This is a genomic window from Amycolatopsis sp. NPDC089917 (genome assembly GCF_040684635.1).
Taxonomy (GTDB): Bacteria; Actinomycetota; Actinomycetes; order Mycobacteriales; family Pseudonocardiaceae; genus Amycolatopsis.
In genome coordinates, this window is sequence record NZ_JBFBGL010000044.1 from 33,077 (window position 1) to 58,401 (window position 25,325).

Here is a 25,325-nt window from a genome sequence, read left to right on the forward strand (position 1 = left end):
AGGACTCCCTCGGGTGAATGGTCTGTACCACTACCGTAGCGCCTAGCGCGTGAATTTCCACCGTCCGATGGTCCGGAAGCGCGTGAAGGCCCCCTTCCCTCGGTTGAGCATGGGGAAGGGGGCCTTCACGGGGATCGGGCTCTCAGATGTGCTGCTTCACCATTTCGGAGTAGTCGCCCACCTCGGCGGCCGGAGGCGGAACGACGTCCACCGACGTGCCCCAGTCGCTGTAGGTGTACGTCGACTTGGCTCCGTCGGCATCGCTCCGTCCCATCGACTTCAGGAACGGGGCAAGGTCCATGGTCATCTTCAGCGGGAGCTGCTCGGCGTTGAACCACAGCTCGGCCGGGACCTGCAGATCCTTGCCCTCGAGCTGCTTTTCGACCTGCGTCCGCTTGTCGGCGGGGAGTTCGTCGCCGAGGAACAGGTCGAACTGCTTCCTGACGTCGAATTCGACGAAGTAGTGGTTCACCGGGACGCCGTCGAGCCGGGTCTGTTCCGACCGGATGATGCGGCCGGTCTTCTCGACCATCTCCAGCTGCTTCGCCGGGTCACCCATCTCGAACGACCTCTGCATGGCCTTCCCCATGGCCTTCGCCTGGGGATCCTGGCTGTTCAGGTCGATCTTCCCCCAGTTCTTGTCCGTCTTGAGCTGGGCCTTCTCTTCGGCCGGCAGCTTGAGATACAGCATCTGGTCGACGAGGCGCAGGACGCCGGTCTCACCGCCGATGGTCATGTTCGCTTCGAGCTTCGTGGCGGGACCGTCGTAGTAGGCGAGCACGGTGCCCGTGATCCGGGAGTTCCCGCCCGCGGTGTCGATGGTCGTCTTGGAGGACTTGCTCTTCCGTGTCCCCTGCTTCGCGGCCTCGACCAGGCCGAGCGCGTCGGTGAACGGGGTGGCCAGCGCGAGCTCGCCACCCTTGTTCTCGGCCTGGGCGTCCGGACGGGTGCCGCAGCCCGTGACCACCAGGGTCAGGGCCGCGGCCGCCGCGGCGAGCTTGACGGTGGCGCGCCTCACCGGCCGCCTGCCTTCTTCGCGAGCTCCGCCATGTCGCCGACCTGGTCGGCGGGCGGGACCTCGATGGTCACCGGGGAACCCCAGTCGGTGTACTTGACCGTGGTCTTGGCGACGCCGTCACCGGGGGCGCCCATGGCCTTCACGAACGCGGTCTGATCCGAGATGACCTGCACGGGCAGCTGGTCGGCGTTGAGCCACAGCTCGGTGAGGATCGTGACGTTCTTGCCTTCGAGCTTCGCCTTGAGCTGGTTCAGGGTCTCGGCGGGCAGCGGGATGCCGATCTCACCCATGATGAGGGCGATGGCCTTCTCGGCTTCGACCTCGATGACGTAGTGGTTGGTCTGCTCGCCGTTCAGCTCGATCTGGTCCGACTTCGTGATCTTCCCGGCCTTCGAGATCTGCTCGAAGACGCGGGAGGGGTCGCTGTCCTTGACGGCCTTCGACATCATCTTGCCGAGCAGCTGCGAGAGCGGGTCCTGACCGTCGGGCGAGATCTTCAGGTACGCCTTGTCGGTCTTCAGCTCGGCCTTGTCCTCCGCGTCGAGCTTGAAGTACAGCGCATTGTCGATGAACAGCATGTCGAGCTTCTTGCCGTCGCTGTCCATGACCATCGCGAGCTTGCTGTTCTCGCCGTCGTACACGCCCTGCCCGGACGCCGTGTTCTTCTCGGTGCCGGCGACGGACTCCATCGTCATCTTCGACGACTTGGCCTTCTTGGTGCTCTCGCGGCTCAGGGTCGCGAGCTGGATCGGGTCGCCGAGCGGCGACGAAAGCGAGCTCTTCGCTTCGGAAGGTGCGGGAGCAGCCGCGCCGGACTGCTTCTCGCCACCGCAAGCGGACAGCGCCAGGACGGCGGCCGTGGTGATGGCGGCGAGCGTGGTTACGCGCTTCAAGGGGACCCCTCAGAAAAGTTGATCTAATCCGAACGGGTTATCGCGCGAAGCTGGATTTAGTTACCGATCGTCGTCATGTCCAGCTCGGGAGCCCAAAAGCCTTCGCAAAGAGTCCAAACGGTCCACGCTTGCGTGACCCTCGGTGACCACGTCGTCGAGCGCGCAATCCGGATCCGAAGGCGGTCCGAGGTGACCGCAGCCGGAGGGGCACTCCTCGGCCGCCGCGGCGAACTCCTCGAACGCGAGCACGATGTCGTCGGCGGTCACGTGCGCCAGCCCGAACGAACGGACGCCGGGGGTGTCGACCACCCAGCCGCCGCCGGGCAGGGGGAGCGCGACCGCCGCGACGGACGTGTGCCTGCCCTTGCCGACCGCGCTGACCACGCCGGTCGCCAGGCCGGCGTCCGGCACCAGCCGGTTGACCAAAGTGGACTTCCCGACGCCGGAATGCCCGACCAGCGCGGTGACCCGGCCCTTGAGCCGTTCGGTCAGCTCCTCCGGGTGCTCGTCGTGGCGGGTGACCACGGCCGGGATGTCGAGGCCCGCGTAGCCGGAGAGGAGCTCGTCCGGGCTCGCGAGGTCGGCCTTCGTCAGGCACAGGACCGGTTCGAGGCCGCCCGCGTAACAGGCGACGAGGCAACGGTCGATGAAGCCGGTGCGCGGTGGGGGATCGGCCAGCGCGGTCACGATCAGCAGCTGCTCGGCGTTGGCGACGACCACCCGTTCGAAGGGATCGGTGTCGTCCGCCGTCCGGCGGAGCACACTGGAGCGTTCCTCCACCCGGATGATCCGGGCGAGGGTGTCGGGCTTGCCGCTCACGTCGCCGACGATGCCGACGGTGTCGCCGACGACCACCGAGACCCGGCCCATCTCACGGGCCCGCATCGCGGTGACGACCCGCTCCGGATCCGAGTCGATCGCGCAGGTCCAGCGGCCGCGGTCCTTCCCGATGACCATCGCCGTGGAAGCGTCCGCGTGCTCGGGACGACGTTTGCTGCGCGGCCTGGTGCCCTTGCCGGGGCGGATCCGCACATCGGATTCGTCCAGCTTGCGCCAGTCCTTGCCCGCCAAACCGCCTCCTGCTCTCCGAACACCGCGCGCCAATGATCCCATGCTGCTCGCCAACGTCCGGCCGGCGTGTAACGATGACTGTCGATTAGGGAGGTTTTCGCATGTGCGGGCGCTATGCCGCCACCAAGGACCCCGCGGCGCTGATCGACGAATTCGCCGCGGTCGACCTGACCGAGGGCCGCATCCGGACCGATCACAACGTGGCGCCGACCAAGGACGTCCCCACCGTGGTGCAGCGCCACCCGCGTGACGCCGACGGCGCGGTGCTCGAAGACGAGCCCACCGTCCGGTCGCTGCGGATGATGCGCTGGGGCCTGGTCCCGTTCTGGGCGAAGGACCCCGGTGTGGGCTCGAAGATGATCAACACGCGCGCCGAGACCGCCAAGGAGAAGCCGTCCTTCAAGAAGGCCGTCTCCTCGCGGCGGTGCCTGGTCCCCGCCGACGGCTGGTACGAGTGGCGGCGCGACGGCAAGGAGAAGCAGCCCTTCTTCATGACCGGACCCGGTGACGGGTCGCTCGCCTTCGCCGGCATCTGGGAGACCTGGCGGCCGAAGGACGACAGGGACGCCGACCCGCTGATCACCTTTTCGGTGATCACCACGGACTCGGTCGGCAGGCTCACCGACGTCCATCACCGCATGCCGCTGCTGATGCCGCGCGAGAAGTGGGACACCTGGCTCGACCCCGACCTGCCCGACGTCACCGACCTGCTCGTCCCGCCGCCGGTGGACCTGGTGGACACGATCGAGCTGCGGCCGGTGTCCAGCCTGGTCAACAGCGTCCGCAACAACGGTCCCGAGCTGCTGGACCGGGTCGAGCCCGCCGCCGAAAGCGCGCTGTTCGACATGCCGAACTCATGACGACGCTGGAGATCGACACCGCCTACGGCCCCGCGCGGGCCGAGTTGCACTGCGCCGAGGAAGGCACCGCGGTGCTGATGCTCGGCCACGGCGCGGGCGGCGGGATCGGCGCGAAGGACCTGGTCGCGGTCACGCGGGCGGCGCAGGTCGCGGGCGTTCACGTCGCGCTCGTCGAACAGCCGTATCGGGTGGCGGGCCGCCGGGCCCCCGCCCCCGCCACGCAGCTCGACACCGCCTGGCTCACCGTCGCCGACGAGATCTCCGAGCGTTTCGACGATCTCCCGATCGTGTTCGGCGGCCGGTCCTCCGGGGCCCGTGTCGCCTGCCGGACCGCCGCGGCGGGGCAGGCGGTGGCGGTGCTCTGCCTGGCCTTCCCCGAGCATCCGCCGGGGAAGCCGGAGAAGACCCGGCAGGGTGAACTCGACGCCGTCGAGGTCCCGACGCTGGTCGTCCAGGGCGAGCGGGACCCGTTCGGCCTGCCCAAGGCGGGGCCGCATCACGAGATCGTGGTGCTCAAGGGCGACCACAACCTCAGCGCCGATCTCGACGGCGTGTCACGCGCGGCCGCCGAGTGGCTGGAGCGTGTGCTGCGGCCGCTCGCCTGAAAGCCGTCGCCGGGCGTAGTGCACGGTGACCGCGGCCAGCAGCGGACCCCAGAGCAGCAGTGGCGCGTAACAGGCGGCCATCACGACGCCGTAGACGGGCGAGTCCTCCCAGCTGCCCGGCGACATCGACGACCCCGCCTCGTTCCAGCCGAACAGTGCTTGGACGCTCAGCACGGTCAGGGCGATCGCGCCCGCGGCGGCCAGCGCGATCGCGACGAGCGGTGGAACCCGCCGTCCCCGCAGCACCGGGATCCAGCTTGGCCACACCTCACCCCACGGCCGGACGAGCCCGAGGGTGAGGAACGCGAGCGTCTCGGCGAGGAGGCTCAGGCCGAAGACGTAGGCGGTGCCCCAGCCAGGGATGCCGAACTCCGTCAGTCCTTGCGCGGTGAACCCGACCGGGATGCCGAGTCCCATCGCGATCCGCCACAGTCCGGACGGGAGGGTCGTCAGCAGGGCCGCGTGGGCGGCGAGGTTCGCCCACCTCGGAACATCGGGCACGGTCTTGGTCATTTCGTCGCTCCCCAGGAGTCGTCGTTCGCTGGACTACGACGATTCCCGGACGCGGGCGCTGGATCTTCCCGCCGCGGACCGACCGCCCTCCCTCGCTGGGGTGAATCCGCCCTCCCGCGTTTCGTCCAGCTGATCACGCGTGTCGTCCGGTCGGGCACGCGAAAGTGCCACTCACGACCACCCCGACCTACGCGCTCCCGCCGCGTTCAGCAGACCGCCCGCCGGAGGAGTCAGCCGGCGATGGGGGCGACCACGGCGCCGGTGAGGCGCACCAGGTCGGCGGGCGCGAGTTCGACTTCGAGGCCGCGACGGCCGGCCGAGCAGTGCACGGTCTCGAACTTCTCCGCCGAGGCGTCGATCACCACCGGCAGCCGGCTCCGGTGCCCGAGCGGCGAGATCCCGCCGAGCACGTACCCGGTCGCGCGCTGCGCGGCCGCGGGGTCGGCCATCTTCGCCTTCTTCCCGCCGGCGGCGGCCGCCAGCGCCTTCAGGTCCAGCTGGCCGGTGACCGGGACCACACCGACGGTCAGTTTCCCGTCAACTTCGGCGACCAGTGTCTTGAACACGCGCGCGGGGTCCAGACCCAGCGCTTCGACGGCTTCGAGGCCGTACGACTCGGCCCGCGGGTCGTGGTCGTAGGCGTGCAGAACATGCGCCACTTTGCGCTTCGCCAGCAGCGCCGTCGCCGGGGTTCCCTTGCCTGCCATGGGCGGAGTCTACGAGCGCGCCGGGAATGCCCGGCCGGGCCGCACTGTTGAAAGGCACGTGTCCACCACACTCGAAGCTCCCCGAATCCTGATCCCGCGCACGCCGGGCGGCCAGGTGATCCGTCCGCGCGTAAACTCGACGACGTCTCATGCGCACAAGCGCATCGACGCCGATCGGGAAGGGAACGGTTTGCCGAGCACGCAGAATCCCGCGCCGGACACGGGCACGGACGCCGAAGAGGCGGCCGCGCGGGCCGAGCGCTTCGAGCGGGACGCGATGCCCCTGCTCGACCAGTTGTACTCGGCCGCCATGCGGATGACCCGGAATCCCGCCGACGCGGAGGACCTCGTCCAGGAGACGTACCTGAAGGCGTACGCGGCCTTCGCGTCCTTCAAGGCGGGTACGAACCTCAAGGCGTGGATGTACCGCATCCTCACGAACACCTACATCAACGGCTACCGCAAGCGTCAGCGCCAGCCGGTGCAGCAGCCGACCGAGGAGATCACCGACTGGCAGATCGCCAAGGCGGAGAGTCACACCTCCAGCGGGCTGCGCTCGGCCGAGGTCGAGGCGATGGACAACCTGCCCGACGCCGACGTCAAGGAAGCGCTGCAGAAGCTGCCCGAGGAGTTCCGCCTCGCGGTCTACCTCGCGGATGTCGAAGGTTTCGCGTACAAGGAGATCGCCGAGATCATGGACACGCCCATCGGCACCGTGATGTCCCGGCTGCACCGCGGCCGCGCCCAGCTCCGCGACCTGCTCGCCGACGTCGCCCGCGAACGGGGCTTCATCCGCGCCGGCAAAAAGCAGGAGGTGGCGGGGCGATGACCGACGACTACTGCTCCGGCGCGGACGACAAGGTGAAGTGCGAGGAAGCCCTCGCCGACATCTACCTGCTCCTCGACAAGGAGTGCAGCGCCGAGCGTGACGCCGCCCTCCGCAAGCACATCGAGGACTGCCCGCCGTGCCTCGAGGAATACGGCATCGACGAGCACATCAAGCAGCTGCTCGCCCGCAAGTGCGGTGGCGACCACGCGCCGGACGACCTCAAGTCCCGGCTGCGGGCCTCGATCCGCCAGACCGTGCAGACCAAGGGCGCGATCACCATCGAGCGCACCGAGGTCAAGATCGAGCAGACCTTCGAGTAGCCCGCTCAGGACACACGAAGGCCCCCGTACCGGATCGGTGCGGGGGCCTTCGCTGTCTGATCGATGATCAGGAGTTGGGCTTCTTGCCGTGGTTCGCGCCGTTCTTCTTACGGTCGCGACGCTTGCGGGCGCGCTTCGACATGTTTCACTCCTCGTCCGGGTGGCCCTCGCGGGGTGATACGACACCGCTGGGCCAGGGTCAACCTCTCCAGTGTGTCATGCGGCCCTCACCCTGCTTGGATGGGGACGTGTCCACCCTTTCCGATCTGCTCGCGGAGAACACCGGCCTGTCCGGCGAAGCCGCGGACCATCTCCAGACCGTGGTCGCCGAATGGCAACTGCTGGCCGACCTGTCCTTCGCCGACTTCCTGCTCTGGGTCGCCGTCTCACAGGAACTGCAGCCCGACGGCGGCGATTACGTCTGCGTCGCGCACGCCCGCCCGACGACGGCGCCGACGGCCCATCCGGAGGACGTCGTCGGCACCCGGTTCACCGAGGGCGAGCACCCGCAGCTGGCCAAGGCGAGCCGCGAGGTGCGGATCTGCCGCGAAGAAGACCCCCATTGGTACCGCGACCTGCCGATGCGCCGCGAAGCCATCCCGGTGGTGTTCGGCGGCACGGTGATCGCCGTCCTCAGCCGCGAGACGAACCTCGCGGCCTCGCGGGTGCCGAGCCCGCTCGAAATCGCCTACCTCGGCAGCGCGGGCGACCTGTGCCAGATGATCGTCGACGGCACCTTCCCCAGCCCGGGGAACCAGACGGACACGCACACCAGCCCGCGGGTCGGCGACGGCCTGATCCGGCTCGACCCGACCGGCACGGTGGTCTTCGCCAGCCCGAACGGGTTGTCGGCCTATCACCGGATGGGGCACGAATCCGACCTCGTCGGGCAGCGCCTCGCGCCGCTGACCAGGTCGCTCATCCGCGACCCGTTCGACGCGACCGAGGTTTCGCACCGGATCATCGAAGCCCTCGACGGCAAGCCCAGCAGCCGCACGGAGGCGGATTCCCGGCGTGGCGCCGTCGTGCTGTTCCGTGCGCTGCCGCTGCGCCCCGCCGGGCAGGCCGCCGGCGCGCTGGTGCTGGTGCGCGACGTCACCGAGGTGAAACGCCGTGACCGCGCCCTCCTGTCGAAGGACGCGACCATCCGCGAGATCCACCACCGGGTGAAGAACAACCTTCAGACCGTCGCCGCGCTGCTGCGGCTCCAGTCACGCCGGACCTCCAGCGAGGAGGCGCGGCTCGCCCTCGGTGAGTCCGTGCGCCGGGTTTCGTCGATCGCGATGGTCCACGAAGCGCTGTCCATCTCGGTGGACGAGCGGGTCGACCTCGACAAGCTGCTCGACAACGTCCTCCCGATGGTCGGCGAGGTCGCGACGGCCGAGTCGCAGGTCGGGCTTTCGCGCACCGGCTCGTTCGGGGTCGTCGTCGCCGAGATCGCGACGCCGTTGGTGATGGTGCTCGCCGAACTGGTCCAGAACGCCATCGAGCACGCGTTCCCCGACGCACGGCCGGGCAAGGTCGAACTCGTCGTGGAACGATCCGCCCGCTGGCTCGACATCGTCATCCGCGACAACGGGCGCGGACTGCCTTCGGGTTTTTCACTGGAACGCAGCGACGGTCTCGGGCTGCAGATCGTGCGGACCCTGGTGGAGTCGGAACTGCGCGGCTCGCTGTCGATCCGCGGGCTGCGCGGGGATTCCGAGGAACCGGGCGGACGACGCGCCGGGACGGAAGCGGCCTTGCGGATCCCGTTGTCACGTCGGCTGTGAATCAGCGCGGTCCGGAATGGACTGTCCCTTGTGGTCGTTCGCGGTGGACAGTCTCACCCGGACACGTTTTAGGGCCGGCGCCCGAAGAGAAGATGGCGCCGGCCCTGTAACGGTTCCGCGGGAGGACTTGAAAAAGTCCTGGAAGCCAGACCCCCGTGAGGGTGTGTCGGCCTCGCTTGTTAAGCTCAAGTCGGGTACGTGTCACCTCACGACGCAGGGCCATGCAGCCATCGCGCCGCGGGAACTTCCCGAAGCTTGGGGTCTTGCTCGATTATTGGTGAAGCGTGCTGAGTCTTGAAAACTCAGGCGGAAGTACGCGTGCCGATGTGCGTACGACGGCGCTTCAGGGCGCGTCGCTCGTCCTCGCTCATCCCGCCCCACACGCCCGCGTCCTGCCCGCTGGCCAAGGCCCAGGCCAGGCAGTCGGAGGCGACGGTGCAGCGGTGGCACACGGATTTCGCCTGAGTCACCTGCGACAGAGCAGGACCGCTGGTTCCCACCGGGAAGAACAGCTCGGGGTCCTCGTCTCGGCAGGCAGCGTCATGGCGCCAGTCCATGTTTCTGAGCTCCTTCATAATGGCGCGGTACTCCGCGCCATAGTCGTCATGGCGGTCGTTTTTTTGGGTGCTTGTGAATGCTTTCACGAAGCACCCGTTTCGACAAGGGTTTTCCGAAGATCGGTGAGTCAGCTCACCCGGCCGAGCGACGCTTCTGACCTGCGGTTTCGTTCCGAAACGGCCTTCCGAAGGGAAGGTCGATGCGGTGAGCGGAGGTTCTGCGTCGATGAGCGGCAGGTCGTACTTTGCCGCAGGCGATCAGCGGTCCGGTCGTCAGACGATTACCGTCAGTGCTTCCGGGACGCTGAAGAACTCCACCCTCTTCCGCTGGCCGACGAGGTCGCCGTCCACCTGGAAGTTTACCGGTTCAGCAGCGTCTATGCGGATCATCGGCAGGTCATCGTGACGAAGGAGACGTCGTCCGCGTTGGTTGCTCTTCGTGAGCAACGCCTGCCGTACATGCTTGAACACGGTGGGCAAGCGCAGACCGCTCAACGCGAAAAGGCCCAATCCGGTGTCGAACGAGCTGCCCGGGTTCAGGTGGACCGGACGGTCCCCCAGGTAACTCCACGGATCGGTGTTCGACACGAAAGCGCTCAGCACTTCGGTGGGCTCTTCACCCGGGATCCTGACGGTGAGGGGCGGGCGGCCCAGCGGAGGCCGCAGGTGCGACGCCACCGCGGCCCTCATGTAGAGCCCGGCGGTGGTCTGCTTGCCCCGGCGCTTGGCCACCCGGCCGACGACGTCGGCGTCCCAGCCCAGTCCGGCGTTGAAGGTGAACCAGTGGCCGTCTGCGATCCCGAGGCCGACTTTCCGGCTCCGGTCGTTCTCGATGGCGTTCAGGAGCTGATGGGTGGCTTCCACCGGATCGTGCGCGATGCCGAGCGCGCGGGCGAAGACGTTCGCCGAGCCGCCCGGCACGACACCGAGCATGGGGACGTCGCCGACCTTCGCCGGATCGCCGTCGGCGTCCGCGAGCAGGCCGTTGACCACCTCGTTGACCGTGCCGTCGCCGCCGTGGGCGACCACCAGGTCGATCCCGTCACGGGCGGCGGACCGCGACACGGCCATCGCGTGGCCGCGGTAGTCGGTCTCCACCACGTCCAGTTTGACCTGGCTGGCCAGTGCGTGCGCCAGCACGTCACGGCCACCGGCGGTGGTCGAGGTTGCCTGGGGATTCACGAGGAGGATGGCACGCACATACCGCAGGGTAAGTGACTTCGGTTCGAAGGTGGGAGCTTCACGTGACGCGAAGCTCAGCCGCGCGACGTCCTCGAGGCAGCACCGCATGGCCCTGTGGCGGGCGTCCCTCCTTCACTGCCGGTGAATGACAGCTCCGTCGTGACAAGTGCACCCGGGCCGACCGCCCGCTCATCGACGACACTCCCAATTCTTCCCCTACGACGGTCAGGGGAAACCGGCCGACCGGGTGGCATACGATCGAAAGTGCTCACGTACGGTGACCCGCCCTGGTGGAGCGCCGTGTCCGGAAGCCTGGAAGGCTGTTTCGCCGTGTCCATCGCCGACAAGCTCTCACCCGCGCCCCGTGAAGTCCGCCTCGCCGGGGTGATCACCGCGCTGCCGGGGTTCGCCCTGATCGTGTTCGCGGTCCTGCTCCTGGTCAACGGCCAGGCCGGACCTGAGAACCTGCTGGCCGAGGTCGCCTATTACCTCGTCCTCGCCGCCGGAACGGTGGCCTGCGCGGCCGGGCTGGTCATGGGGAAGACCTGGGCGAGGTCGCCCGGCGTCGTCGTCGCGCTGATCCTGGTCGGCGTCGGCTGGTACGGCGCGGGCCCGTCCGGGCAGCCGCTGTGGGGTGTGCCACTGGGCCTGATCGGCGTCGCCGTCCTCGTGCTGCTGTTCCGGCGCCCGTCGCGCGCGTGGGCGCTCGGGCTGCAGGAGGGCGAGACCGAGGAGGAGGCCGCGGAACGCGACGGCGCCGCCGGTCGTGCGGCGCGTCGCGAACGCGAGGAGCGGGACTAGACCTGGGCGGCGAGCGCCTTCAGGGGTTCGTCGGTGAGCCGGTCCACGGTCCACTCGTCCATCGGCACCGCGCCGAGTGACTTGTAGAAGCCCTGCGCCGGGTTCCAGTTGAGCACCGACCACTCGAGACGGGCGTAGCCGCGTTCGACGCAGACCGCCGCGAGGGTGGCCAGGAGCGCCTTGCCGAGGCCGGAGCCGCGCTGCTCGGGGCGGACGTAGAGGTCTTCGAGGTAGACGCCGTGCACGCCGCGCCAGGTGGAGAAATTGAGGAACCAGAGCGCGTAGCCCACGATCTCGCCGTCGACCTCGGCGACGTGCCCGAACAGCGCCGGCGCGTCGCCGAACAGAGCCGTGCGCAGCTGCTCGAGCGTGAGGTGGCACTCGTCCGGGGCACGTTCGAACTCGGCGAGGTCGTAGACGAGCCGGACGACGGCGTCGACGTCCTCTTCGCGGATCCGCCGGATGCGGTCGTCGGCCACTGTCAGTCCTCCGTCGTGGGGAGCAGGTTGAGGTGCTCGACCTGGGGCTCGCCGCGTTCGTCGCCGAGCACCGCGACGCCCGCCGGGTCGAGTCCGAAGTGGACGCCCGCCGTCGACGGCAGGCCGATCCAGCGCGCCACCAGGACACGGCTGAAGTGCCCGTGGCCGACGAGGATCACGTCACCCTTGCCGAGCGGTTCGCGGACGCGGTCGATCAGCTTGTCCGCGCGGGCGTTGACGTCGTCCGCGCTTTCGCCGCCGGGGATCGGGTGCGACCAGACCGTCCAACCGGGAACCGTCTCGCGGATCACCGGGGTGGTGACGCCCTCGTAGTCGCCGTAATCCCATTCGGCCAGCTCTTCGGTGACCTCGTCGACGCGCAGACCGGCCAGTTCGGCCGTCCGCAGCGCGCGGGTGCGGGGGCTGGAAAGGACGAGCGCGGGATTGCCGCCGAGCACGGCGCGCAGGGTGCCGCCCGCGGCGCGGGCCTGCCCTTCGCCCGCCGCCGTGAGCGGGATGTCGGTGCGTCCGGTGTGCCGTCCGTTGACGGACCACTCGGTCTGACCGTGCCGGAGGAGGAAGAGCCGATGAGCCACGTTGCGAATATAGCCTGCGGTCCGGTTATGCTACTCGTGAGTAACATGGTGAGGAGACCGTGATGGCGCAGAATCCGACCTACGCGATGTGGAACCGGCTGGCGGGCAAGCCGGTCGGCAAACAGCTGTTCTCGGCGGCGATGTGCCTGCGTGTGCCGTACTTCCGGACGGTGCTCCCGTCGGTGCGCGATCTGGGCCCCGGCCGGTGTGAGGTGACCTCCCCGAAGTGGTGGGGTGTTTACAACCACATCAAGACTTTTCACGCGATCGCGGCATGCAACCTCGCCGAGATCGCGATGGGGATGCTCGCCGAGGCGACCGTCCCGGCGACGCATCGCTGGCTGCCCAAGGGGATGACGGTCGAGTACGTGGCGAAGGCCGAGACGAGCCTGCGCGCGGTCGCGGAACTGCCGGAGCTGCCGGAATTCGGCGACGAGGGTTTCGAGCTCCCCGTGCCGGTGACGATCACGGACACGCACGGGAAGCCCGTCGTGACCGCGACCATCACCATCTGGGTCACCAAGAAGAAAGAGATGTGACCGCGTCGATCGGGATGCCAGGATTCCGGCGTGACGATCGAGGCGTTCGAGGACGGCGACGAGAGACTCTGCTTCCAGGCGACCCGTCTGGACAGCGACGAGGCTTGGGTCTATCAACTGAGGGAGGCTCGTCCGGTTCCGGACTCGTGGACCGGGACGCCCTCGGCGGACGCCGTTTTGCCGGGTGAGGCGCTGGCCACGGTGATGGCCTACGACCCCGAGGTGGGGTCGGTTCCGTGCGTCTACGTCGGGCCCGGCCAGGCGGTCACTGTGACTTCGATGAGGGTGTTCCTCGATCGCGTGGCCCAGCATCTCGACGAGGTCGTGAGTGGCGATTCGGGTTAGAACGGCACTTGTCACTCACGACCACCCGACCGACCGTGTTTCGTCCTCTGAATGCGGTCCTTGCGCGTGCAACTACCGCGTCCAGAGGACGAAACACGGCGGTCAGAGGGGCTTGAAGCGCACGTAGGTCACCTGCTTGAAGGTGTTCTTCCCGCTCGCCGAGGGCAGCCCGAGCAAGTGGTCGGCTACTGGCGACAGGGGGCCGCAGCCGGTGGTGCGAGGCACGGCGATTTGCGTGTCGACGACGCCGAACTTCACCGTCGTCGGGTTCTGCGAGATCACCTCGAAGGGCACCGCGGGATCGTCCTCGACCACCGAGTGGAGCGGCGCGTCGCGTGTGCCGATGGTGCATTCCCTGGGCAGCAAGGGATGCCGCAGAACCGCGTAGATGTCGAGTTCCCCGCGGCGTTCGTCGTTCGACAGGAAGTCCGAATAGCCCCCGTACTTCAGCTGCATGCTCGCGCCGAAAGCGTCCTTGATCCTGGCGGGCGCGTGCCGCAGTTCGCCGAAGACCTGCGCGTACTTTCCGTCCACTTCGCCCTCGGAGAACGTCAGCCGCATCTCCCCGAGCGGGATATCGCGCTCGCCGATGGTCAGGACTCCTTGGGAGACAAAGGCTTCGCATCGCCAGGTGCCGGGATCGGCGCCGGCGGGCGGGGCGGGGCACGCGGAGAAGTCGAAATCGGGCACGGGGGACGGCGCCGCGGAGGCGTGGCCGGGCAGGGCGACGAGGGCGGCGGCGGAGAGCGCGGCCGCGGCCGCTGCGAGAAGGCGTCTCATGACCGGAAAGAGTGGTCTGTGGCGGTCTGGGACACATCGGGGAAGACCCCCAGGGGGTCCCTGGGATCACCCCGTTCGAGTGAAAATAAACGGTGTTTACCCAGCTGACGCGAATCCATTTCGGATTCGGTCTTGAAGGTGGCTCGAACGCCGGGCGATCATCGGCCCATGTCCCCACTGTCGCGCCGCAAGTTCCTCGGGTTCACCGCGCTCAACTCCGCCGCCGCTCTCGGGCTCACCACGATTTCCACCGCACAGGCCGAAGAATCGGCCCCGGGCTTCTCGACGGCGGTCGTCGTCGGCACCGGCTACGGCGCCGCGGTCACCGCGCTCCGGCTCGGCGAAGCCGGGATTCCCACCGTCATGCTCGAAATGGGCAAGCTGTGGGCCGACCCCGGCCCCGACGGCAAGATCTTCTGCGACATGCTCAAGCCGGACCGGCGGGCCGCGTGGTTCAAGAACCGCACGCAGGCCCCGCTCGCGTCGTTCCTCTGGCTGGACGTGGCCAACCGGGACATCAAGCGGTACCCCGGCGTCCTCGACAGGGTGGACCACGGCGACATGTCCGTCTACGTCGGACGAGGCGTCGGCGGCGGTTCGCTGGTGAACGGCGCGATGGCGGTGACGCCGAAGCGATCGTACTTCGAGGAAATCCTTCCCGGCGTCGACGCCGACGAGATGTACGGGACGTACTTCCCCCGCGCCAACCACGCCCTCGGCGTCAACGACATCGACCCGGAATGGTTCGAAAGCTGCCGTTCCTACCGCTACGCGCGGGTTTCGCGGAAGGCGGCGGGACGAGCGGGGCTCAAGACCGTGTTCGTGCCCAGCGTCTACGACTTCGACCACATGAAGCGGGAAGAAGCGGGCGCGGCGCCGCGGTCGGCGCTCGCTTCGGAGGTCATCTACGGCAACAACCACGGCAAGCGTTCCCTCGACAAGACCTACCTCGCGGCCGCGCTGGGCACCGGGAACGTGACCATCAAGACGCTGCACCAGGTCCGCGGGATCACCCGCCAGACCGACGGCACCTACGTCCTCACCGTGCACGAAACCGCCGAGGACGGCGCCGTCGTGGCGAGGAAACAGCTCGGCGCGAAGTACCTGTTCCTCGGCGCCGGCAGCCTCGGTTCGACGGAACTGCTCGTGCGGGCGCGGGAAACCGGGACGCTGCCCGAACTCGGCGACGAGGTCGGCCGCGGCTGGGGCACCAACGGCAACGTGATGCTGGGCCGCGCCAACCACGTGTGGGACGTCTGCGGATCACTGCAGTCGGGGATGCCCGCGCTCGGCATCGACGCGTGGGACGACCCGGTGAACCCGGTCTTCGCCGAGGTCGCGCCGGTGCCCGCCGGGATCGAGACGTGGCTGAGCCTGTACCTGGCGATCACGAAGAACCCCGAACGCGGCCACTTCACCTACGACGCGGCGAGCGACTCCGCCCGGCTCCAGTGGAGCGCTTCGCAGGGGAAACCGTCGATCGACGCGGCGAAGTCGTTGTTCGACAAGGTCAACCGGGCGAATCGCACGATCTACCGGAGTGACCTGTTCGGGGACACGCGGTCGTTCGAGAACCGGTTCACCTATCACCCGCTGGGCGGGCTGGTGCTGGGCGAGGCCACCGACCTGTACGGCCGGGTGAAGGGGTACCGGAATCTCTACGTCACCGACGGCTCGCTGATCCCGGGCAGCACCGGGGTGAACCCCTTCGTGACGATCACCGCGCTGGCGGAGCGGAACGTGGAACGGGTGCTGCGGGAGGACGTGTCGCGCTGATTCAGCCTTCGGCCCGCAGTTTCTCGTAGTACTTGACGCATTCGTCGTACCGCGGAAGCAAGCCCTGCTCCAGGGCTTCTTTCAGGTAAGGAGCCTGAGTGTCCTTTTCGGACACCGCGGGTTCGATGTCCTGCGGCCACGGCAGTGCGAGATCGGCGTCCAGCGGGTTGACGCCGTGTTCGGCGGCCGGGTTGTACGGCTCGGAGCAGAGATACGCCATGACCGTGTCGTCTTCGAGCGCCATGAAAGCGTGGCCGAGACCCTCGGCGATGTAGACCGCTTTGTATTCGGCGCTGTCGAGCAGCACGGACGTCCATTCGCCGAAAGTGGGCGACCCGACCCGGATGTCGACGATCACGTCCAGCAGCGAACCGCTCGGGCAGTACACGTATTTCGCCTGCCCGGGCGGGGTGTCCGCGAAATGCACGCCGCGGATGGAGCCGCGCCGGGAAACGCTGGTGTTGGTCTGCGCCAGGCGAAGCCGGTGCCCGACCGCTCCGACGAAGGCCTCTTCCTGAAACGGCGCCACGAACAGGCCGCGGTGGTCGGGGAAAACGCGCGGGGTGAACTCGAAACAGTCGGGGATGCTGAGGCGCCTGGCTTGCATGCCTCTCATGCTAGCCAGCGCCTACACCGCTTTCCCAAACCGGACGGACGTCTTGCGATACCTCTCTTGAGCTGCGGAAAGCCGGACCCCTTTGTGACATGAACCGCACCAGAGGGGCACACTGGTCCGCATGCCTGTCACAATGATCTGACCGCTGCGTCCGCGGCCGTCGCCACACCCACGGCACCGATGGCCGATTGGACGCTTCGCCGACAGGCCGGCGCTACCGCGCTGGGCTGCCGTGTCGGAGGACGAGTTACCCCAGGTGGCCAGGCCACGCCCATTTCCGGCCTGCTCACCGGCCAGTTCCCCCGCTCGCAGTCCCAGGAGAATCCCATGACCTTCGCTCGAATCGAGACTTCGCCGTCCTTAGACACGGCGGATGCAATGACGGGAACCACGATGACCACGCCAGTGACCGACACCGAGATCTTCGAGGGGCACGAGGGCGGCAAGCTCTCCGTGGCCGCGACGCGCCCGATCTCCTCGCCCCGTGACCTTTCGGTCGCGTACACGCCTGGGGTGGCGAAGGTGAGCCGGGCCATCGCCGAGGACGCGGCCAAGGCGAAGCGGTACACGTGGGCGGACAGGCTGGTCGTGGTGGTCAGCGACGGTACGGCGGTGCTCGGCCTCGGTGACATCGGCGCGAGCGCTTCGCTGCCGGTCATGGAGGGCAAGTCGGTCCTGTTCAAGACCTTCGGCGGGCTCGACTCCATCCCGCTGGTGCTCGACACCACCGACGTCGACGAGATCATCGAGACCCTGGTCCGGCTGCGCCCGTCGTTCGGCGCGGTGAACCTGGAGGACATCTCGGCGCCGCGCTGCTTCGAGCTGGAGGACCGTCTCAAGGAGGCCCTCGACTGCCCGGTCATGCACGACGACCAGCACGGCACGGCGATCGTCACGCTGGCCGCGCTGCGCGGGGCGAACCAGGTGCTCGGCAAGGACATCTCCGGCCAGCGCGTGGTCGTCTCGGGAGCGGGCGCGGCGGGTGTGGCCTGCGCCCGGATCCTGCAGAACGCCGGCGTCGCGGACGTCACCGTGCTCGACTCGCGCGGCATCATCCACGAGGGCCGCGACGGGCTGAACCCGATCAAGCGGAAGCTCGCCGAGACCACGAACTCGGCCGGTCTGCGCGGCGGCCTCGGCGAGGCGCTCAAGGGCGCCGACGTCTTCCTGGGCCTGTCCGGGGCGACGATCGACGAGTCCCTGCTGGCCGGGATGGCCGACGACGCGATCGTGTTCGCGCTGTCCAACCCCGACCCGGAGGTCCACCCGGCGGTGGCGTCGCGGTACGCCAAGATCGTGGCGACCGGGCGCAGCGACTTCCCGAACCAGATCAACAACGTGCTGGCGTTCCCCGGCGTCTTCCGCGGCGCGCTGGACTCCGGCGCGCGGGCGATCACGGAGAACATGAAGCTGGCCGCGGCCGAAGCGATCTTCGCGGTCGCGCAGGACGACCTCGGTCCGGACCGCATCGTGCCGAGCCCGCTGGACCCGCGGGTCGCACCTGAGGTGGCCGCCGCGGTCGCGAAGGCCGCCGAGGCCGACGGCGTGGTGTAGGGGCCCTTTCACTCTCGCTCAAGTGTCATGAGGGGTCCCCATGAGACGTTTTTCGTCCCATGGGGACCCCTCATGACACTCCGGGGCGATCCGGATCGGCAAGGGCCGCGCACCTCAGCCCAGCAGTTCCACCAGCCGGTGCCGCGGCAGGTCGATCAACCGCGCGTCCGTCAGGTCCGCGGGGATGTCCAGTGAGACGTTCGCCAGCCGCGCGTGCGCCCGGGTCAGCAGCTCTTCCTGATGCTCGACGGCGTCCGCGACGACGACGGCGTGCCGGTTGTCCGGGGTGCTCCGCAGCAGCCGCAGTTTGTACTTCGCCCCGATCAGCCGGTTGAGCGCGTTCTGCGCCTCGGCGTTCGTCAGGTCGGGATGCGCGTTCGGCACCAGCAGCGCCAGCCGCCGCGCGTTGGTGCCCAGCAGGGTCCGCAGCAGCCACGGGCCGGGGTCGGCCGAAAGGTCCATCGCGACCGCGTCGCCTTCCGGGCCGGAAACGGACCAGTCGACCGGCCGCGACTCCAGTGCCAGCCCCCCCTCGGTGGCGATCTCGTGCAGCTTGTCCAGCAGTGAGGGCTTGGCCCCGCCGGCGGACTCCACCGACTGCGGGCCGTGTGTGTAGATCGCGGACTTCCCTTTGCCGCCGCGGCTCTTCTTCGACTTCGCGGTCGGCTGGCAGACGTAGAGGTCCGCCGCGCTCCCGATCGCCTGCGCGCCGAAGTACCGGTTGAAGCCCGGCAGGATCGCTTCGAAGGTCAGTCCGAGCGTCGCGAGCGCCCGCTGCACCTGCGCGCCCAGCGCGGGATGCCGGGGGCTGTAGCCGTAAGCGAGCAGCAGCCGCCCGTCCGAGGGTTCCGCGAGCGCCTGGACCCCGCGCGCGGCGAACAGGCCCATTCCTTCGGGGGTGTAAGGCGGATCACTGAACACGAGGTCCATCCGCCCGGTCACCGACGGTGGCAGCCCGACGCGCAGATCCGTGTGCAGGGTGCGGATGGACCGCTCGCCGAGTTCGTCGATGTAGGCCAGCACGCGGTCGTCGAGATCGACGACGGTGAGGTCCGCGTCGGGCCGCAACGCGCGCACGGCCAGCGAAGTGAGGTCGTGGTCGCCCAGGAACAGCAGCTTCGCCGTGCCGAGGTCGTACCGCTCGTCCAGCCACAGCGCCCGGTCGAGCACGGTCTCCGGCGTCGCCTGCACGTGGTCGAGCGCGGCCAGCGGCGCGGGCACGTTTTCGATGTGGCCGGTGATGGTCTTCAGCAGGTCGGGGCCGGTTTTCCGGTCCCGCGTCTCGAAGCGCGCGTACTTCTCACGGGCGGCGGGAGCCAGCCGGAAGCGGGGGTCGTCCCGCTCCAGGTCGCCGCCGAGCGCGTTCAGGACGTCTTCGACACTCCGGCGGGGCGCGGTGCTGATCCGGACCAGCTCGCCGAGGTCCCGCCAATCCGTCCGGAGCAGGGAAATCACCTGATGGAGCGGTCGCACGTGGACACCGTGCGCCGCGAGGACGTCATCGACGGAAAGACTCACGGCCCGCAGCCTAGTGACTCGATCCCTGGGACACCGTGCCAACAGGGCCGATGTGGGCTACGGTTTTTCGACCAGACATGGGGGGAGACACGTGACTATCGAGTTCCGTGGCGTGACCAAGCGGTATCCGGACGGGACGGTCGCGGTCGACGACCTGAACCTCACCGTGGAGGACGGCACCATCACCGTCTTCGTCGGGCCGTCCGGCTGCGGCAAGACCACGTCGCTGCGGATGATCAACCGCATGGTCGAGCCGACCTCGGGCGCGGTGCTGCTCGACGGCAAGGACGTCAGCGACGGCGACCCGGCGCTCCTGCGCCGCGGCATCGGCTACGTCATCCAGCACGCCGGCCTCTTTCCACACAGGACAGTCCTGGACAACGTCGCCACCGTGCCGCTGCTGTCCGGCTGGGACAAGGGCAAGGCACGCAAGCGCGCGGCCGAACTGCTCGAAACCGTCGGCCTGCCCGCGGAACTCGGCAAGCGATACCCCGCCCAGCTTTCCGGCGGACAGCAGCAGCGGGTCGGCGTCGCCAGGGCGCTCGCGGCGGATTCGCCGGTGCTGCTGATGGACGAGCCGTTCTCCGCCGTCGACCCGATCGTCCGCGAGGAATTGCAGGACGAGCTGCTGCGCCTGCAGTCGCAGCTGGGGAAGACGATCGTGTTCGTCACCCACGACATCGACGAGGCCGTGCGGCTCGGCGACAAGATCGCGGTGCTCCGCGTCGGCGGTGTGCTCGCGCAGTACGGCACGCCGTCGGAGGTGCTGCGCCATCCCGTCGACGACTTCGTGGCGTCGTTCGTCGGCAAGGACCGCGGCTACCGCGGCCTCTCCTTCCTTTCCTCGGAAGGGATCGTCGTCGAAGAGGTCGAGCGGGTCGAGGTCGGCAAGCCGGTTCCCGGGCCGTCCGAAGACTGGCTGGTCGCGGTCAACGCCGAAGGGCAGCCGCGCGGCTGGCTGCGTCCCGGGTCCACTGTGGACGGAGATCTCGCCGAGACCGACCTCGTCGCGGGCGGCTCGTTGTACGTCCAGGGATCGCCGATCCGCGGCGCGCTCGACGCCGCGCTGTCCTCGCCCGCGAGCCTCGGGGTCGTGGTCGACGCCGACCAGAAGGTCCTCGGGGTGGTCAGAGCCCAGCAAGTCCTCGAAGTGATCGAAGCGCCGTCGCTGAGTTCCTGATGGGCGACTTCTTCGCGGAGCTCGGACGCTATCTGGGCAGCGCCAACAACCGCTCGCAGTTCTTCGGCGACCTGCTGGACCACATCTACCTCTCGCTGGTGCCGCTGGTGCTGGGCCTGGTGATCGCGGTGCTGGCCGGCTGGCTCGGCCATCGGTTCGGCCCGGCGCGGTCCGTGCTGCTGGTGGCGTCGAACCTGCTGTACACGATCCCGTCGCTCGCCCTGTTCGTGGTGATCCCGGGCATCATCGGTTCGAAGATCCTCGACAGCGTCAACGTCATCGTCGCGCTCACCATCTACACGGCCGCCCTGCTGGTGCGGCCGGTGCTGGACGCGCTCGACGCCGTCCCGCCGCACGTCGTCGCCGCGGCCACGGCGGTCGGCTACAAACCCGCGCGCCGCTTCCTCACCGTGGAGCTGCCGCTTTCGGTGCCGGTGCTCGCGGCGGGCGTCCGGGTGGCGTCGGTCAGCAACATCAGCCTGGTCAGCGTCGGCGCGCTGATCGGCACCGGCGGGCTCGGCGTGCTGTTCACCGACGGCTTCCAGCGCGAGTACTTCTCGCCGATCGTCGTCGGGATCGTCGCGACCCTGCTGCTCGCGCTGATCGTCGACCTGGTGCTGGTGCAGCTCCGCAATCTCCTCACACCCTGGGACCGGGTGGCGACCACGGCGGGGGCGAAATGATCGGCGACGTCCTGAACTGGTTCGGCGACCCGGCGCACTGGCAGGGCACGGACGGCATCCCGGCCCGGCTGCTGCAGCATCTCGGCTACACGGCGCTGGCGCTGGTCTTCGCGCTGATCATCGCGATCCCGCTCGGGCTCTACGTCGGGCACACCGGCCGCGGCGCGGTGCTGCTGGTGAGCGGGGGCAACGCGATCCGCGCGCTGCCGACGCTGGGCCTGGTGACCTTCCTGTTCCTGCTCTTCACCGAGAGCGAGATCTCGACGATCATCGGGCTCGTGGTGCTCGCCGTCCCGCCGATCCTCGCCGGGACGTACGCGGGCCTGCAGGCGACCGATCACGGCGTGGTCGACGCGGCGCAGGGCATCGGGATGACCGGCTGGCAACGGTTGTGGAAGGTCGAGGTGCCCATTTCGCTGCCGCTGGTGCTCGGCGGGGTGCGGAATTCGGTGCTGCAACTGGTGGCGACGGCCGCCGTGGCCGCGTACGTCGGGCTCGGCGGGCTCGGCCGGTTCCTGCTCGACGGACTGGCCATTTTGGACTATCCCCAGGTGGTCGCCGGCGCGCTCCTGACGACGTTGCTCGCCGTCGTGCTGGACCTGGCACTGGCGGGCGTCCAGCGGCTGCTGGTGCCCAAGGGCGTTCGGCTGGCGCAGGCCGCGAGCGGGAAGAAGGCGAAGGTATGAAGCGGACGGTGACGGCGCTTCTGGCCGGGATCGCGTTGCTGGCGACGGCGTGCGGCAACCCGCTCGCCGGTGGTGCCGAGGGCGGGGCGACCGGCGACATCATCATCGGCGCGTCCGATGTCGGGGAAAGCCTTCTGCTGGCCCAGATCTACGCGGGCGCGCTGCGCAACGCGGGCGCGGAGAACGTGACCGTGCGCCCGCCGGTCGGCAGCCGCGAGGTCGTCGTCAAGGCACTGCAGGACAAATCGCTTTCGGTGGTGCCGGACTACAGCGGGAACCTGTTGCGCTACTTCGACAAGGAGACCCAGGCCACCACTCCGCAGGACGTCTACGCGCAGCTGAAGCAGAAGTTGCCGTCCGGGTTCGAGGTGCTCGACCAGGCGCCCGCGGAGGACAAGGATCTTCTGGTGGTGCGCAAGGAACTCGCCGATTCCGGGATCAAGACCTTCTCCGATCTCGGCAAGCGGTGCAAGGAGTTCGTGTTCGGCGGTCCGGGGCAGTGGAGCAGTCGCTGGAAGGACAAGATCAAGGATCTCTACGGCTGCGAGTTCGCCGAGATCCGCACGACCGACACCGGCGGCCCGGTCACGGTCGCCGCGCTGAAATCCGGTGACGTCCAGGTCGCCGACCTGTTCAGCACGTCGTCCTCGATCACCGCGAACGGGTTCGTGCCGCTGGTGGACGACAAGAACATGTTCCCGGCGCAGAACATCGTCCCGCTCGTCGCGAAGGGGACGCTGTCGCCGAAGGAAGCCGACGCGCTGAACCGGGTTTCGGCGGCGCTCACGACCGATCAGCTGACCGAGTTGAACGTCCAGTTCAGCGAGGAGAAGCGGAACCCGCTCGACGTCGCGGAGGAGTTCCTGAGGAAGAACAACCTCCTCGCGCCCGCCTAGAGGCGGTCGAAGGCGGGGGAGTAGCGGAATTCGCCCTGGAGCCCGGGGCGATACGCGCTCAGGGTGCGGACCTGGAAATGCGGCGCCCATTCGGCGACCGGCGGCGTGATCCCGTGCCGCTCGGCGAGCACGAAACCGAAGCGGGAGTAGTACTTCGGGTCGCCCAGCAGGACCACCGCGCCGTAGCCGAGCGCGTCCGCGGCGCCGAGCACGGCGTGCATGAGCGCGGATCCGATGCCGGAGGCGTGGAGCTCGGGCAGTACTCCCAGCGGGCCGAGGCCGACCGTCGACTTCTCGTCGGCGCCGAGCCGGGACGGGCTGCAGCACACGTGGCCGACGACCTCGCCGTCGCGTTCGGCCACGATGGACAGTGCGCCGAGCAGATCGCCGTCGGCGCGGAGTTCGTCGACGAGTTTCGCCTCGACCACCGGGACACTTCGTTTCGCGAAAGCGGCCAGATGCACGGCGTGGATCGCTTCCCGGTCGGCCGGGGTTTCCTGTCGGAGCAGCATGCGGCCGAGTGTGCTCCATCCGAAGGTAGGATGGAAATCGATTTCCGCCCGGGGTGGTCGCGACTTTAGTAGGCGGCCATCCGTGTGTACTTCCACGCCGCTGAAACGATCTGCTGTCCGGAAAGCGACCACCGGATGTGCGGATTCCCAATTCTTCGTGGTCCGTACGGCGCAAAACGCGACTAAAGGCGGGGGCTGAACGGTGCCCGAGCTGCGTCGATGTGACGCCCATTACTACCCGGATGTCCGTAATGCAAGGTCTTCCTTGGGGTGAAAAGGCGACTTAGTCTCAGCCTGCGTTCGGAAGTGAACGCGCTTCACCTCTGATTAACCCCAACGATCCGGCGGGCGATTCATGCCCGCGGGTCGACCCTGCCTGGGAGGAATATCTTGAACAATTCCCTGGGATCATTGAAGAGACGTCTGCCGGTGTTCGGTGTCACGGCGGCCGTCGCCGTGCTGACCGCGCTCGGCGGCACGACCGTCGCTTCGGCGGCGGAGGGTTCGATCGTCAACGCGGGCAGCGCGAAGGCGATCAAGGACAGCTACATCGTCGTGCTGAAGGACGGCTCGTCGGTCGAAGCCACCGCGAAGAGCGTGACGAACCGCCACGGCGGCAAGGTCGAGAAGACCTTCGCGGCGTCGGTTCACGGTTTTTCCGGCGCGCTGACCGAAAAGCAGGCGAAGCGCGTCGCCGCCGACCCCGCTGTCGCCTACGTGGAGCAGAACCAGACCGTTTCGGTCTCGACGGATCAGCCGAACCCGCCGTCCTGGGGCCAGGACCGGGTCGACCAGCAGAGCCTCCCGCTGGACAACAAGTACAGCTACAGCACCACGGCGTCGAACGTCACCGCGTATGTCGTCGACACCGGCATCCTCACCACGCACCCCGACTTCGGCGGGCGCGCGACCCACGGTCGGGACACCGTCGACAACGACAACGACGCCACGGACTGCAACGGCCACGGCACCCACGTCGCCGGCACCATCGGCGGTACCGCGCACGGTCTGGCCAAGGGCGTCAAGCTCGTCGCCGTCCGCGTGCTGAACTGCTCCGGCTCCGGGACGACCGCCGGTGTCATCGCCGGCATCGACTGGGTGACCGCGAACGCCGTCAAGCCCGCCGTCGCGAACATGAGCCTCGGTGGCGGTGCCTCGGCGACCCTCGACCAGGCCGTCCAGCGGTCGATCGCGTCGGGCGTCACCTACGGCGTCGCGGCGGGCAACGACTACGGCGCCAACGCGTGCAACACCTCCCCGGCCCGCACGCCCGAGGCGATCACCGTCGGCTCGACCACCAACACCGACGCCAGGTCCGACTTCTCCAACATCGGCACCTGCCTCGACATCTTCGCGCCGGGCAGCGGCATCACGTCGACGTGGCTGAACAACGGCACCAACACCATCAGCGGTACCTCGATGGCGACCCCGCACGTCGTCGGCGCGGCGGCTCTCTACGTCTCCGCCAACCCGTCGGCCACGCCCGCTCAGGTCCGTGACGCGCTGGTCAACGCCGGCACCAAGGACAAGGTGACCAACCCGGGCACCGGCTCGCCGAACGTGCTGCTCTACACCGGTACCGGCGGTGGCCCCGGCCCCGAGCCGACGCCTTGCGGCACGCAGACCAACAGCGGCGTCATCGCCATCCCCGACGCCGGTGCCGCGGTGACGAGCACGATCACCGTCGCGAACTGCGCCCGCAACGCTTCGGGCACCACCAAGGTCGCGGTGAACATCACCCACACCTACGTCGGTGACCTGGTCATCGACCTGGTCGCGCCGGACGGCACGTCGTACCGCTTGAAGAACTCGAGCAGCGACTCGTCCGACAACATCAACACCACCTACACCGTCAACGCCGCGGCCGAGGCCGCGAACGGCGCCTGGAAGCTCAAGGTGCAGGACGTGTACCGGGTCGACACCGGCTCGCTCAACAGCTGGTCGCTGACCGTCTGATCCACCCCCTGGAGTACGTGAAGGCCCCCTTCCTCCTGCTGGGAAGGGGGCCTTCCGGTGTCCGGAGAGTGATTCGACCGG

At 68.5% G+C, this 25,325-nt stretch carries 28 protein-coding genes; 15 read left to right on the top strand and 13 right to left on the bottom strand.

Features of this window, described 5'->3' with window-relative positions; translation table 11 throughout:
* Positions 1–142: 142 nt before the first annotated feature.
* The 3 genes from AB0N89_RS28090 to rsgA are packed head-to-tail and all read right to left on the bottom strand — an operon-like array spanning position 143 to position 2,982.
* Complete coding sequence (locus tag AB0N89_RS28090) at positions 143–1,018, bottom strand: hypothetical protein (protein ID WP_364210130.1); 876 nt, start codon at positions 1,016–1,018, stop codon at positions 143–145.
* Positions 1,015–1,911 (bottom strand): hypothetical protein, encoded by an 897-nt coding sequence (locus AB0N89_RS28095; protein ID WP_364210133.1) that lies wholly within the window; start codon positions 1,909–1,911, stop codon positions 1,015–1,017. Before AB0N89_RS28095 ends, AB0N89_RS28090 begins: the two co-directional genes overlap by 4 nt.
* Positions 1,912–1,971: 60 nt before the next feature.
* Positions 1,972–2,982 carry a ribosome small subunit-dependent GTPase A gene (gene rsgA, locus AB0N89_RS28100; protein ID WP_364210136.1) on the bottom strand — a complete coding sequence of 337 codons (1,011 nt, stop codon included), beginning with the start codon at positions 2,980–2,982 and terminating at the stop codon, positions 1,972–1,974.
* A gap of 101 nt (positions 2,983–3,083) precedes the next feature.
* Between rsgA and AB0N89_RS28105 the strand changes: the two genes are divergently transcribed.
* Both AB0N89_RS28105 and AB0N89_RS28110 read left to right on the top strand, forming a co-directional pair.
* Positions 3,084–3,842 (top strand): SOS response-associated peptidase, encoded by a 759-nt coding sequence (locus AB0N89_RS28105; RefSeq protein ID WP_364210139.1) that lies wholly within the window; start codon positions 3,084–3,086, stop codon positions 3,840–3,842.
* Complete coding sequence (locus AB0N89_RS28110; RefSeq protein ID WP_364210142.1) at positions 3,839–4,447, top strand: alpha/beta family hydrolase; 609 nt, start codon at positions 3,839–3,841, stop codon at positions 4,445–4,447. Before AB0N89_RS28105 ends, AB0N89_RS28110 begins: the two co-directional genes overlap by 4 nt.
* Here the strand turns inward: AB0N89_RS28110 and AB0N89_RS28115 are convergent.
* Positions 4,397–4,960, bottom strand: coding sequence for a hypothetical protein (locus tag AB0N89_RS28115; protein WP_364210145.1), 564 nt, complete (start codon positions 4,958–4,960; stop codon positions 4,397–4,399). The genes AB0N89_RS28110 and AB0N89_RS28115 overlap by 51 nt on opposite strands.
* A 230-nt stretch (positions 4,961–5,190) precedes the next feature.
* Entirely contained in the window at positions 5,191–5,667 is a 477-nt protein-coding gene (gene ybaK, locus AB0N89_RS28120; RefSeq protein WP_364210148.1) for a Cys-tRNA(Pro) deacylase, read from the bottom strand.
* Between the two features lie 190 nt (positions 5,668–5,857).
* Between ybaK and AB0N89_RS28125 the strand changes: the two genes are divergently transcribed.
* From AB0N89_RS28125 to AB0N89_RS28135, 3 genes are all read left to right on the top strand, one after another.
* On the top strand, positions 5,858–6,496 hold the full coding sequence (locus AB0N89_RS28125; protein WP_364210151.1) for a sigma-70 family RNA polymerase sigma factor: 639 nt from the start codon (positions 5,858–5,860) through the stop codon (positions 6,494–6,496).
* A complete protein-coding gene (gene rsrA / locus AB0N89_RS28130; protein WP_093939353.1) occupies positions 6,493–6,816 on the top strand; it encodes a mycothiol system anti-sigma-R factor in 324 nt (107 codons plus the stop codon). Before AB0N89_RS28125 ends, rsrA begins: the two co-directional genes overlap by 4 nt.
* A gap of 248 nt (positions 6,817–7,064) precedes the next feature.
* On the top strand, positions 7,065–8,588 hold the full coding sequence (locus AB0N89_RS28135) for a histidine kinase N-terminal domain-containing protein (protein WP_364210154.1): 1,524 nt from the start codon (positions 7,065–7,067) through the stop codon (positions 8,586–8,588).
* A 302-nt stretch (positions 8,589–8,890) separates the two neighbouring features.
* Here the strand turns inward: AB0N89_RS28135 and AB0N89_RS28140 are convergent, their stop codons facing one another.
* Both AB0N89_RS28140 and AB0N89_RS28145 read right to left on the bottom strand, forming a co-directional pair.
* Positions 8,891–9,145: a WhiB family transcriptional regulator gene (locus AB0N89_RS28140; RefSeq protein WP_026466945.1), complete on the bottom strand. Its 255-nt coding sequence runs from the start codon at positions 9,143–9,145 to the stop codon at positions 8,891–8,893.
* A gap of 273 nt (positions 9,146–9,418) precedes the next feature.
* Positions 9,419–10,345 (bottom strand): diacylglycerol kinase family protein, encoded by a 927-nt coding sequence (locus AB0N89_RS28145; protein WP_364210157.1) that lies wholly within the window; start codon positions 10,343–10,345, stop codon positions 9,419–9,421.
* A gap of 282 nt (positions 10,346–10,627) precedes the next feature.
* On the opposite strand from AB0N89_RS28145, the gene AB0N89_RS28150 reads away from it, so the two are divergent.
* Entirely contained in the window at positions 10,628–11,128 is a 501-nt protein-coding gene (locus AB0N89_RS28150; RefSeq protein ID WP_364210160.1) for a hypothetical protein, read from the top strand.
* Here AB0N89_RS28150 and AB0N89_RS28155 read toward each other — a convergent pair.
* Together AB0N89_RS28155 and AB0N89_RS28160 are read right to left on the bottom strand one after the other, a co-directional pair.
* Positions 11,125–11,607 (bottom strand): GNAT family N-acetyltransferase, encoded by a 483-nt coding sequence (locus AB0N89_RS28155; protein WP_364210163.1) that lies wholly within the window; start codon positions 11,605–11,607, stop codon positions 11,125–11,127. The genes AB0N89_RS28150 and AB0N89_RS28155 overlap by 4 nt on opposite strands.
* Before the next feature lie 2 nt (positions 11,608–11,609).
* Complete coding sequence (locus AB0N89_RS28160; RefSeq protein WP_364210166.1) at positions 11,610–12,203, bottom strand: acid phosphatase; 594 nt, start codon at positions 12,201–12,203, stop codon at positions 11,610–11,612.
* Positions 12,204–12,265: 62 nt separating this feature from the next.
* Here AB0N89_RS28160 and AB0N89_RS28165 point away from each other — a divergent pair, with 62 nt between their 5' ends.
* Both AB0N89_RS28165 and AB0N89_RS28170 read left to right on the top strand, forming a co-directional pair.
* On the top strand, positions 12,266–12,742 hold the full coding sequence (locus AB0N89_RS28165) for a hotdog fold domain-containing protein (protein ID WP_364210169.1): 477 nt from the start codon (positions 12,266–12,268) through the stop codon (positions 12,740–12,742).
* A 30-nt stretch (positions 12,743–12,772) separates the two neighbouring features.
* On the top strand, positions 12,773–13,087 hold the full coding sequence (locus AB0N89_RS28170) for a hypothetical protein (RefSeq protein WP_364210172.1): 315 nt from the start codon (positions 12,773–12,775) through the stop codon (positions 13,085–13,087).
* Positions 13,088–13,189: 102 nt separating this feature from the next.
* Here AB0N89_RS28170 and AB0N89_RS28175 read toward each other — a convergent pair whose 3' ends face one another.
* Positions 13,190–13,867: a hypothetical protein gene (locus tag AB0N89_RS28175; RefSeq protein ID WP_364210175.1), complete on the bottom strand. Its 678-nt coding sequence runs from the start codon at positions 13,865–13,867 to the stop codon at positions 13,190–13,192.
* Between the two features lie 168 nt (positions 13,868–14,035).
* Between AB0N89_RS28175 and AB0N89_RS28180 the strand changes: the two genes are divergently transcribed.
* A complete protein-coding gene (locus AB0N89_RS28180; protein WP_364210178.1) occupies positions 14,036–15,643 on the top strand; it encodes a GMC oxidoreductase in 1,608 nt (535 codons plus the stop codon).
* 1 nt (position 15,644) lies between these two features.
* On the opposite strand, the gene rfbC is transcribed toward AB0N89_RS28180, so the two are convergent.
* The gene (rfbC, locus tag AB0N89_RS28185) at positions 15,645–16,250 is read right to left on the bottom strand and encodes a dTDP-4-dehydrorhamnose 3,5-epimerase (RefSeq protein ID WP_364210181.1); all 606 of its coding nucleotides are present in this window, start codon (positions 16,248–16,250) and stop codon (positions 15,645–15,647) included.
* 402 nt (positions 16,251–16,652) lie between these two features.
* Between rfbC and AB0N89_RS28190 the strand changes: the two genes are divergently transcribed.
* On the top strand, positions 16,653–17,813 hold the full coding sequence (locus AB0N89_RS28190; RefSeq protein WP_364210184.1) for an NADP-dependent malic enzyme: 1,161 nt from the start codon (positions 16,653–16,655) through the stop codon (positions 17,811–17,813).
* A gap of 114 nt (positions 17,814–17,927) precedes the next feature.
* On the opposite strand, the gene AB0N89_RS28195 is transcribed toward AB0N89_RS28190, so the two are convergent.
* Entirely contained in the window at positions 17,928–19,331 is a 1,404-nt protein-coding gene (locus tag AB0N89_RS28195; protein WP_364210187.1) for a bis-aminopropyl spermidine synthase family protein, read from the bottom strand.
* A gap of 91 nt (positions 19,332–19,422) precedes the next feature.
* On the opposite strand from AB0N89_RS28195, the gene AB0N89_RS28200 reads away from it, so the two are divergent.
* From AB0N89_RS28200 to AB0N89_RS28215, 4 genes are read left to right on the top strand one after another with little or no spacing between them, the layout of a single operon-like run.
* The gene (locus AB0N89_RS28200; protein WP_364210190.1) at positions 19,423–20,511 is read left to right on the top strand and encodes an ATP-binding cassette domain-containing protein; all 1,089 of its coding nucleotides are present in this window, start codon (positions 19,423–19,425) and stop codon (positions 20,509–20,511) included.
* On the top strand, positions 20,511–21,194 hold the full coding sequence (locus AB0N89_RS28205) for an ABC transporter permease (RefSeq protein WP_364210193.1): 684 nt from the start codon (positions 20,511–20,513) through the stop codon (positions 21,192–21,194). The genes AB0N89_RS28200 and AB0N89_RS28205 overlap by 1 nt, the downstream gene beginning before the upstream one ends.
* Complete coding sequence (locus tag AB0N89_RS28210) at positions 21,191–21,880, top strand: ABC transporter permease subunit (RefSeq protein ID WP_364210196.1); 690 nt, start codon at positions 21,191–21,193, stop codon at positions 21,878–21,880. The genes AB0N89_RS28205 and AB0N89_RS28210 overlap by 4 nt, the downstream gene beginning before the upstream one ends.
* A complete protein-coding gene (locus AB0N89_RS28215) occupies positions 21,877–22,776 on the top strand; it encodes an ABC transporter substrate-binding protein (protein ID WP_364210199.1) in 900 nt (299 codons plus the stop codon). Before AB0N89_RS28210 ends, AB0N89_RS28215 begins: the two co-directional genes overlap by 4 nt.
* Here AB0N89_RS28215 and AB0N89_RS28220 read toward each other — a convergent pair.
* Entirely contained in the window at positions 22,773–23,288 is a 516-nt protein-coding gene (locus AB0N89_RS28220) for an N-acetyltransferase (RefSeq protein WP_364210202.1), read from the bottom strand. The genes AB0N89_RS28215 and AB0N89_RS28220 overlap by 4 nt on opposite strands.
* A 390-nt stretch (positions 23,289–23,678) precedes the next feature.
* On the opposite strand from AB0N89_RS28220, the gene AB0N89_RS28225 reads away from it, so the two are divergent.
* A complete protein-coding gene (locus AB0N89_RS28225) occupies positions 23,679–25,244 on the top strand; it encodes a S8 family serine peptidase (protein WP_364210205.1) in 1,566 nt (521 codons plus the stop codon).
* Positions 25,245–25,325: the final 81 nt, after the last annotated feature.

Coding starts and splice junctions, on each gene's coding strand:
- AB0N89_RS28105 (WP_364210139.1), top strand. CDS start 3,084: ATGTGCGGGCGCTATGCCGCCACCAAGGACCCCGCGGCGCTGATCGAC.
- AB0N89_RS28110 (WP_364210142.1), top strand. CDS start 3,839: ATGACGACGCTGGAGATCGACACCGCCTACGGCCCCGCGCGGGCCGAG.
- AB0N89_RS28115 (WP_364210145.1), bottom strand. CDS start 4,960: ATGACCAAGACCGTGCCCGATGTTCCGAGGTGGGCGAACCTCGCCGCC.
- ybaK (WP_364210148.1), bottom strand. CDS start 5,667: ATGGCAGGCAAGGGAACCCCGGCGACGGCGCTGCTGGCGAAGCGCAAA.
- rsrA (WP_093939353.1), top strand. CDS start 6,493: ATGACCGACGACTACTGCTCCGGCGCGGACGACAAGGTGAAGTGCGAG.
- AB0N89_RS28140 (WP_026466945.1), bottom strand. CDS start 9,145: ATGGACTGGCGCCATGACGCTGCCTGCCGAGACGAGGACCCCGAGCTG.
- AB0N89_RS28165 (WP_364210169.1), top strand. CDS start 12,266: ATGGCGCAGAATCCGACCTACGCGATGTGGAACCGGCTGGCGGGCAAG.
- AB0N89_RS28175 (WP_364210175.1), bottom strand. CDS start 13,867: ATGAGACGCCTTCTCGCAGCGGCCGCGGCCGCGCTCTCCGCCGCCGCC.
- AB0N89_RS28180 (WP_364210178.1), top strand. CDS start 14,036: ATGTCCCCACTGTCGCGCCGCAAGTTCCTCGGGTTCACCGCGCTCAAC.
- rfbC (WP_364210181.1), bottom strand. CDS start 16,250: ATGCAAGCCAGGCGCCTCAGCATCCCCGACTGTTTCGAGTTCACCCCG.
- AB0N89_RS28190 (WP_364210184.1), top strand. CDS start 16,653: ATGACCACGCCAGTGACCGACACCGAGATCTTCGAGGGGCACGAGGGC.
- AB0N89_RS28205 (WP_364210193.1), top strand. CDS start 20,511: ATGGGCGACTTCTTCGCGGAGCTCGGACGCTATCTGGGCAGCGCCAAC.
- AB0N89_RS28210 (WP_364210196.1), top strand. CDS start 21,191: ATGATCGGCGACGTCCTGAACTGGTTCGGCGACCCGGCGCACTGGCAG.
- AB0N89_RS28215 (WP_364210199.1), top strand. CDS start 21,877: ATGAAGCGGACGGTGACGGCGCTTCTGGCCGGGATCGCGTTGCTGGCG.
- AB0N89_RS28220 (WP_364210202.1), bottom strand. CDS start 23,288: ATGCTGCTCCGACAGGAAACCCCGGCCGACCGGGAAGCGATCCACGCC.